The sequence below is a fragment of the Phenylobacterium sp. genome (assembly GCF_016793285.1).
Classification (GTDB): Bacteria; Pseudomonadota; Alphaproteobacteria; order Caulobacterales; family Caulobacteraceae; genus Phenylobacterium.
Genome location: NZ_JAEUMO010000247.1, coordinates 22,791 through 30,784 on the forward strand (window position 1 = coordinate 22,791; position 7,994 = coordinate 30,784).

A 7,994-nucleotide genomic window follows, 5' to 3' on the forward strand; every position below is an offset into this window, starting at 1 on the left:
GGCGTCACCCGGCCGCGAGGTAGGGCTCGCAGCCCGCTTCGGCGAGGATCGCCGCCAGCTTCGGATCGCCGACCGCCGCGCGCTTGGCCCGGATCGCGGCCAGCGACTTGGCGTGGTACTTCTGCGGCGGCTGGACATAGGCCTTGCCGGCCAGGTCCACCGAGAACGACTCCGCCCCTTCCGCCAGCGCCGCGGCGTTGGCCGCCGTCCACGGCAGGAAGTAGCGGCCGATGTAGGCCAGCACGGGCTTCAGGGTCGGCGCCAGGCTCTCCCAGCTCTCGAACGGCCCGTCGTTCCGCGGCTCCAGCATGCGGTGGCACCAGGCGAGCGTGTTCGGCCCACGGCTCTTCAGGATGGCGCCGCACGTGGGATCGACCGACGCCTCGTAGAGCTGCGCGGCGAGCCCGAAGTCTCCGAACGACGGCCGCGCGCCGAAGAGGTACTTCCGCGCCTCGAAGTGCGGCTCCAGCAGGTCCAGCAGCTCGTTCAGGTACGCCCGGATCAGGTCGGCCGTCGCCGCGCTGGAGCCCACGAAGTGGCCGCGGCCCGTCATCCGCCCGCGGATCATCGCCGTGCGCTCGGCGATCTGCGCCTCGTCGGCCCTGGGCGCCGAGAGCCGCGCCAGGGTCTGGGCGGACGCGGCGATGTCCACCTCGTCCCACCAGCGATGGTGGAACATCAGCTTGTTGCCCCACTCGTCGCCGAACTCCTCGATGAGCTCCGAGAGGAATCTCAGCGCCGGGTCGGCCGGATGCACCGACGGCTCGGGATGCTCGGCCTCGACGCGCTCCATGATGGGCGTGGAGTCCTGCAGGCCCTCGTCGGCCGGCGTCGCGACCGTCGGCACGATGGGCAGCTTGGCAAAGCGCTTGTACTCGTCCTCGCTGTCGGCGCGCCGCGCGATCCACTGGTGCGGGATGGCCTTGTAGCGGAAGTACGACCTCACCTTCACCGAGTAGGGCGACATCTCCGAGCCGAAGATGCGATAGACGGCGCTCATCGGGCGACCTCCTGCTTGATCATGCGCTTCTGGCTCTCGGCGAAGGCGTCCTTGCCGATGGCCGAACCCTTCTGGACCGCCTCGCGCGCGCCGACCTGCTTGAACCAGCGGTAGAAGTGGGGGAACTCGGCCGGGTCGATCCCCAGCCCCTTGTAACCACGCGTCCACGGCCAGATGGCCATGTCGGCGATGGAGTAGTCGCCGGCCACGTGCTCGGCCTCGCCGAGGCGCTTGTCGAGCACGCCGTAGAGCCGCCTCGTCTCGTTCACGTAGCGGTTCAGCGCATACTCGTCGCGCTCCTCGCGGTAGCGGAAATGCGCCGCCTGCCCGGCCATCGGCCCGAGCCCCGCGCACTGCCAGAACAGCCATTCCTCGACCCTGGTCCGCGCCCGTCGGTCGGTCGGATAGAACTGCCCGGCCTTGTCGCCGAGGTACTGCAGGATCGCGCCGGACTCGAAGATGCCGATGGGCTCGCCGCCCGGCCCGTCCTGGTCGACGATGGCCGGCATCCGGCCGTTCGGCGAGATCGCCCGGAACTGCGGCGTGTCCTGACCGCCCTGGCCGATGTCGACCGGGACCAGCCGGTAGGGCAGGCCGGTCTCCTCCAGCATGATGGTGATCTTCCAGCCGTTGGGCGTAGGCCAGAAATGGAGGTCGATCATGGGCGGTCTCCCACGGCCAGGCGATTGCCGATGCGGGTCAGGGGGCGGACGAGGTCCAGGCTCAGGAGGTCGGCGGCGCCGATCTCGGCGGCCAGCGCATCGGCGGCGGCGCGCTCGGCGGGCGGCAGGGCGGCCAGCCAGTCCAGCGTCCGCTGCAGCACCCAGAGCGCATGCGCGGGCGCGCCGGCGGTGATGCTGTGGCCCCGCAGCGGCGTGGTGATCGGCCCGAGGTTCGGCTGGTCCTCGTCGTCGTCCGAGATCACCGAGCCGCCCAGCAGGTAGGGCCGCGCCTCGACCCAGTCGCGGTAGAGCGTGGCGGTGGCCTGGTAGACCGGCGTGTTGTCGACACAGAACATCCGGATCAGCCGCTTCACCGTGTCCGGGACCTGATCGTCCGGCAGGTAGGCTTCGGGAACGTCCCAGAACTCGGGCGCCACGATCTCGGGCGCGTTCATGTGCTCCACCCAGCGGAACACGCGCGGTGCGCGCTGCTGCATCACGTGCAGCGGCCATGGATCGCGGCCCAGGTGCGCGAAGAGCGGCCCCATCAGCCCGAAGTCGCCGACGCTCGGCAGGCCGCCGAACAGGTAGGGCGTCGTCGTGAAGTGCGCCTCCAGCGTATCCAGGATGTCGAAGTAGATCGCCTCCATCGCCGGGAAGAGTTCGGGCGTGATGCCGAGCCGCGGCCGATGGCCGTCCATCCGCGCGGCGACCACATTGCCGTAGTGGTCCAGCAGCTCGTCCGAGCCCTGCGGCTTGAAGCTGCGCCCGAACTCCCGGACCACGAAGTGGCGGTTGGGTTCCTGGAAGTTCCAGCGGTAGTGCCAGGCCACCTTCAGCCCTTCGCTCGCGAAGAGGTCGACCAGGTAGGCGGCCAGCCGCTGGCGCGGGCCGGGCGGCAGCGCCGGCGGGTCCGGGAAGCGGCGCTCCAGGTATTCGAAGATCGCAGTGGTGTCCTGGATCACATGCCCCTCGGGCGTCTCCAGGATGGGGATCCGCTTCGAGCGGGCCGCCGGACTCACCTCCTGCCGGAACCGCGGATGGCTGGGCAGCCGCTCGACGAAGGGGATGCCCTTCTTGCGCAGGTAGCTGCGGGTCTTGCCGGTGTAGAACGAGGCATAGGCGCCGTAGAGCGTGAACGGCCCGTCGCCGGGACCTCTGAACCGCTCGGCCGCCGCGTGAACGTCCCCTATGTCGAGCGACAACAGCAGCCCCGCCTCCCTCGTCCGCGTTCCCGGCCTATAACGTAAACCGGAACTACGGTTCGCGACAACATCCCTTCGTCCGTCACGCCGGCTTGGCGCAGGCGAAGACCGGATGACGACGGTGGACGGTCAGCGCCGCGGCGGCGTCACGCCCAGGTACAGCGTCAGCATCTGCGCCAGCGAATCCACGGCGAAGGTCGGCACGCTGTAGGCGGGGTTCTGCTCGTGCAGCACCCGGTGGATCAGCGCCGCCTGGACCGTCCGCAGGCCCATGATGCAGGCCTCCTCGACGTTCTCGCCACCCTCGTCCCGCGCCCGCAGGAAGTCGGCGAGCTTGCGCCCGGAATATTCGTCCGCCGCCAGCAGCGCCGGACGGTAGAGCTGGCCCGCCCCCGCCAGCGTCCGCTGAAACAGCGCCCGGAAGAAGCCGGGATGCCGCTGGATCCGCCGGGCGGTGTTTTCGACCAGCACGTGGATCACCTCCGCGCTCGGCGCCTCGCGCCACTGCGGCATGGCGAAGAAGCGGTCGAAGTTCTCGTGCGTGCGCTCGCCGAACTGCAGCGCCAGCGCCCGGAACAGCGCCTCCTTGTCGCGGAAGCGGCGGTAGAAGCTCCCGATCGAGCAGCCGGCGGCCGCTGCGATGTCGGTGACGTGCGCTTCGTCGTAGCCCTTCTTCGCAAACACCTGCTCGCCGGCCTTGATCAGCCGCGCCTGCGCCTCGCGGCTGCGGGCCTGGTTCGCAGGGATGACGCCGTCGATGTCCTCGATTCTGGGCTCCACGGCCGGCGTCTCTCCCCTGGCGGCTTGAAGGACCACACTACACAGGCGCCGCTCCTGCGGCACTAACGCATGCGCTCGCCCGACCGCTCCCGCGCCGGGCTGCCCGTCACTTGACCACATAGGGCGATTGAGGAACAGTCCGGAACAGAAATTCCGGTTCAATAACCACGCCGGACGGGGAGCGGACGATGGACACGACGCCGGGCAAATCGGGCGCTCGCTATGCGCTGACGATCCTGTTCCTGGTCTACGTCGTGAACATGATCGACCGGCAGATCCTCTCGATCCTGCTGGAGCCGATCAAGCACGCGCTGCACCTCACCGACACCCAGCTCGGCCTGCTGTCGGGCGTGTTCGGGCTGGCGTTCGCCATCGCCGGCATCCCGATCGCACGGCTCGCCGACCGCAGGAGCCGGCGCAACATCATCGTGGCGTCGCTCGCGGTGTGGAGCGCGCTGACCGCGGCCTGCGGCATGGCGCAGAACTTCTGGCAGCTCCTCCTCCTGCGCACCGGCGTGGCGGCGGGCGAGGCCGGCGGCGGGCCGCCCGCGCACTCGATGCTCGCCGACTACTTCCAGCATGGCCGCCGCGCGACGGCGCTGGCGATCTACTCGTGCGGCGTGCCCATCGGCATCCTGTTCGGCCTGGCGGCGGGCGGCGCGATCAACCAGGCGTTCGACTGGCGCGTGGCCTTCATGGTCGTGGGGCTGCCCGGCCTGCTGCTCGCCCTCGTGATGCTGTTCACCGTCCGGGAGCCCGCGCGCGAGGCCGCGCCGGCCGACGGGACGCACCCCTCGCTGGGCGAGGTGCTGAAGACCATCCTGTCGATCCGGGCCTTCCGCAGCCTGCTCGCCGCCACCGCGCTGCACGTCTTCGCGGCCTACGCGCTGACACAGTGGCATCCCGCCTTCATGATCCGCACCTTCCACGTGGGCACGGCCCAGGTCGGGCTCTACCTGGGCCTGGTCGTCGGCGTCGCCAGCGGTCTCGGGACTTTCCTCGGCGGCTGGCTGGGCGACCTGCTGGGACGCCGCCGCGCGGCCTGGTACGCCTGGCTGCCGGCGGTGGAGATCTTCGTCACCATCCCGTTCTACTTCTTCGCCTACTCGGCCCCGACGTTCGAGCTGGCGCTGCTCTTCCTGATCGTCCCGTCGCTGCTGACCAACGCGTTCACCGGCCCGACGTTCGGCACCATCCAGTCGCTGGCCCCGCCGCACATGCGCGCGATGGCGGCCGCCGTGCTGCTCTTCATCATCGCCGTCGTGGGCCAGTCGCTGGGGCCGCAGGCGGTGGGCCTGATGAGCGACCTCTTCAAGGCCCAGGCCGGCGCGGATTCCCTGCGCTGGGCCATGTCGCTCATCGTCCTGACCAAGCTCGCCGCCACCTTCCAGTTCTGGCGCGCCGGCCGCCTCCTCGAAGCCGACCTCAAGGCCGCCGAAGTGCGGGCCTGATCTCACGAGCCTCCGCGCGAGCGGAGGCTCCGTCATTCTGGGACCGCGGAATACGCGGAATGACGCGGAAGGCTGGCCCAGATTCCTTCCGCGTCGTTCCGCGTCTTCCGCGGTTCATGGAATCGGAAGGCGCCGCTGCGCGGCCTTCGCCTAGTTCCCCCAGTAGACGTACTCGTCGTTCGGCCGTTGGGGGTCGATGAGCGAGTGGTCGAGCATGACGGCGGTCATGCCGAGTTCGGGCCACAGCGGCTTCACCTGCTCGGCGTCGTGCTTCGCCAGCAGCGCCTTGAGTTCCGCCAGCTTCTCCGGCTGCGTGGCCGCCAGGTTGTTCCGCTCGGTGGGGTCGACCGACAGGTCGTAGAGCCAGTCCTTGGCCGGCAGGCCCGTCACCGAAAGCTTCCAGTCGCCCGCGCGCACCACCTTGTAGGCGCCCGTGCGCCAGAACAGCGCCTCGTGCGGCCGCCCCGTCTTCCTGCCCTGCACGTAGGGCGTCAGGTCGACGCCGTCCATTGCACGGTCCTTGGGCATCGCCCCGCGCCCGGCCGCCACGGCGGTGGCGAAGATGTCGAAGTGCGAGACCGGCGCGCGGTAGGTCGTCGACGGCGCGATCACGCCCGGCCAGCGCATGAAGAAGGGCTCTCGGATGCCGCCCTCGAAGAACGTCTGCTTCCAGCCGCGGAACGGGCGGTTCACCTCGGGCAGGCCGATGTAGTAGGCGCCCCCGTTGTCGCTGGTGAAGATGACCAGCGTGTCCTTCTCCAGCCCCTCTTCCTGCAGCTTTTCCAGCACGCGCCCGACGTTGCGGTCCAGCCCGCGGATCATCGCCGCGTAGACCCGCATCCGGTGGTCGGCGATCTGCGGGAGGGCGTCGTAGTCCTCCTTGGTCGCCTGCAGCGGCGTGTGCGGGGCGTTGTAGGCGAGGTACATGAAGAAGGGCCGGTTCTTGTTGGCGTCGATCGCTCGCACCGCCTCGTCGGTCAGGTAGTCGGTCATGTGGCGCTTGGGCCGGAACGCCGGCCCGCCGTCCTTGCGCACGTAGAACTGCAGGCTGGCCCACAGGTTCATGTCGATCGGGTCGAAGCCCTGGAACGAGTTCACCACCCGCGGATCGTTGCGCGGCAGGAACATCGAGCCGCCGCCGGTGAAGCCCAGGGTTTCGTCGAACCCGCGGTTCTGCGGCTGGAACTTGGGCGTCTCGCCCAGGTGCCACTTGCCGAACTGCATCGTGTGGTAGCCGGCGTCCTTCAGGAGCTGCGGCAGCATCACCTGGTCGGTGGGCACGCCCATCTCGGTGTAGGGGATGAGTTCGGCTTCGCGCTCGGGATAGTAGACGGGGTTGAAGATCCCGTAGTGGAAGGCCCGCACCTGGCGCCCGAACGCCAGCGGCGTCGGCGTGAATTCGAAGCCGTAGCGCGTGGGATAGCGTCCGGTCAGCAGCGCCGCGCGCGACGGCGCGCAGGTGCCGTGGCCCGCATAGCCCTGGGCGAAGTTCACGCCCTCGCGGCCGATGGAGTCGATGTTGGGCGTGGGGACCGCGCCGCCGGCCACGCCGCCGCCGTTGAAGGTGACGTCGTTGTAGCCCATGTCGTCGGCGACGATCAGGATGATGTTCGGCTGCCTGCGCGCCTTCGGCGCCGTCGCCGGGCCCTGTTGCCAGGCCACGTCGCGGGGCGGGCCGATGTCGAACTGCGGTCGCGTCAGCATCACGCCGGGCGGCAGCTTCGAATCCGCAGCGGGCACGGCGCCGCCGGCCGGCTGCTGGGCATTGGTCGGCGCCGCGATGGCGACGCAGGCCGCCGCGGCCATGAGGGCGGATTTCAGCAGCCTGCGACGCATTTTCGGTCACTCCACTCGAAACGGAAAAGTGGAAGGCCGCGCGGTCCCCGCGGCCTTCCAGTCCTGCTGGAGGAGCAGAATCAGAACTTCACGGTGGCCTCGACGCCGTAGGTGCGCGGCGGGGCGTACCAGCCGACGAAACCCTGCGCCTGCGCCGTGCCGCCCGCCGAGATGAAGGCGTTCAGCGGCTGCAGCGTCTTCTGGGCGAAGTAGGCCTTGTCGCCGAGGTTCTTGCCGTAGGCGCTGATCCGCCAGCGGCCGTCGTCGCCGGTGATGCCTGCGCGCAGGCCGTAGATCGTCACCGATTCCTGCAGGCCGCGCGGGTCCAGCGTGGGCTCGAGGAACTTCTTGCCCGTGTAGCTGATGTCGCCGCCGGCGAACCACTCCAGGCTCTCCATGCCGGGGATCGGCGCCTGGTACTGGGCGGCCAGGCTCCAGGCCCACTTCGGGCTCTGCGAGGGGGTCAGGCCGTTGTAGTTGCAGGTGCCCGGCTTGGTCCCGTTCGCCGCCTTGCCGGCGTAGCACTGGCCGTCGGGATAGTCGGTGAACTCGGCGTCCATGTAGGACAGCGTGCCCTGGATGCTCAGTTCGCGGATCGGGCGGAACTGGGCGTCGGCTTCGACGCCCCGGACGCGGCGGTCGCCGGCGTTGTCGACGATGAAGCCCGACCCGGTGAGCGGGTTCAGGATCGAGTCCTGGAACGACTTCAGCTTCATGTTGTAGGCGTCGACGTTCAGCACCAGCTTGCGGTCGAACAGCACCGACTTCACCCCGACCTCGACGGTCTCGGAGTTCTCGGCGTCGAACTCGACCGGGACGCCGGCCGCGGCGGCGCGGGCGTTGTAGCCGCCGGTCTTGTAGCCTGTCGCGGCCAGCACGTAGGCCATCACGTCGTCGGTGACGTCGTACTGCACGGTCGCCGACCAGGTGACCTTGTTCTCGTTGCGCTTCAGGTTGCCGAGGTGGTTCACCGGAAAGACGGTTCGCGCCGCCGCCGAGGTGGTCGGCGTCACGTCGGCGTCGAGATAGCTTTCCTTGTGGTCGTAGGAATAGCGCAGCC

At 69.4% G+C, this 7,994-nt stretch carries 7 protein-coding genes; 1 reads left to right on the forward strand and 6 read right to left on the reverse strand.

From position 1 onward, the window contains the following. Positions 1-4: 4 nt before the first annotated feature. The 4 genes from JNL41_RS20980 to JNL41_RS20995 all read right to left on the reverse strand — a co-directional run bounded on the left by JNL41_RS20980 (position 5) and on the right by JNL41_RS20995 (position 3,647). Positions 5-1,000 (reverse strand): glutathione S-transferase family protein, encoded by a 996-nt coding sequence (locus JNL41_RS20980; RefSeq protein ID WP_293478126.1) that lies wholly within the window; start codon positions 998-1,000, stop codon positions 5-7. After that, the gene (locus JNL41_RS20985) at positions 997-1,662 is read right to left on the reverse strand and encodes a glutathione S-transferase N-terminal domain-containing protein (protein WP_293478127.1); all 666 of its coding nucleotides are present in this window, start codon (positions 1,660-1,662) and stop codon (positions 997-999) included. The genes JNL41_RS20980 and JNL41_RS20985 overlap by 4 nt, the downstream gene beginning before the upstream one ends. Continuing rightward, entirely contained in the window at positions 1,659-2,867 is a 1,209-nt protein-coding gene (locus JNL41_RS20990) for a glutathione S-transferase (protein WP_293478128.1), read from the reverse strand. Before JNL41_RS20990 ends, JNL41_RS20985 begins: the two co-directional genes overlap by 4 nt. Before the next feature lie 129 nt (positions 2,868-2,996). After that, entirely contained in the window at positions 2,997-3,647 is a 651-nt protein-coding gene (locus JNL41_RS20995) for a TetR/AcrR family transcriptional regulator (protein ID WP_293478129.1), read from the reverse strand. A 188-nt stretch (positions 3,648-3,835) separates the two neighbouring features. Between JNL41_RS20995 and JNL41_RS21000 the strand changes: the two genes are divergently transcribed. After that, the gene (locus tag JNL41_RS21000) at positions 3,836-5,098 is read left to right on the forward strand and encodes an MFS transporter (RefSeq protein WP_293478130.1); all 1,263 of its coding nucleotides are present in this window, start codon (positions 3,836-3,838) and stop codon (positions 5,096-5,098) included. A 150-nt stretch (positions 5,099-5,248) separates the two neighbouring features. Here JNL41_RS21000 and JNL41_RS21005 read toward each other — a convergent pair whose 3' ends face one another. Continuing rightward, the gene (locus tag JNL41_RS21005) at positions 5,249-6,934 is read right to left on the reverse strand and encodes a sulfatase-like hydrolase/transferase (RefSeq protein WP_293478131.1); all 1,686 of its coding nucleotides are present in this window, start codon (positions 6,932-6,934) and stop codon (positions 5,249-5,251) included. A gap of 80 nt (positions 6,935-7,014) precedes the next feature. After that, positions 7,015-7,994 (reverse strand): TonB-dependent receptor (locus JNL41_RS21010; RefSeq protein WP_293478132.1); only part of this gene is annotated, 980 nt, incomplete at its 5' end.

What these genes read in the sequence shown, in the direction of transcription:
- JNL41_RS20980 (WP_293478126.1), bottom strand. Translation starts at nt 1,000, where the DNA reads ATGAGCGCCGTCTATCGCATCTTCGGCTCGGAGATGTCGCCCTACTCG.
- JNL41_RS20985 (WP_293478127.1), bottom strand. Translation starts at nt 1,662, where the DNA reads ATGATCGACCTCCATTTCTGGCCTACGCCCAACGGCTGGAAGATCACC.
- JNL41_RS21000 (WP_293478130.1), top strand. Translation starts at nt 3,836, where the DNA reads ATGGACACGACGCCGGGCAAATCGGGCGCTCGCTATGCGCTGACGATC.
- JNL41_RS21005 (WP_293478131.1), bottom strand. Translation starts at nt 6,934, where the DNA reads ATGCGTCGCAGGCTGCTGAAATCCGCCCTCATGGCCGCGGCGGCCTGC.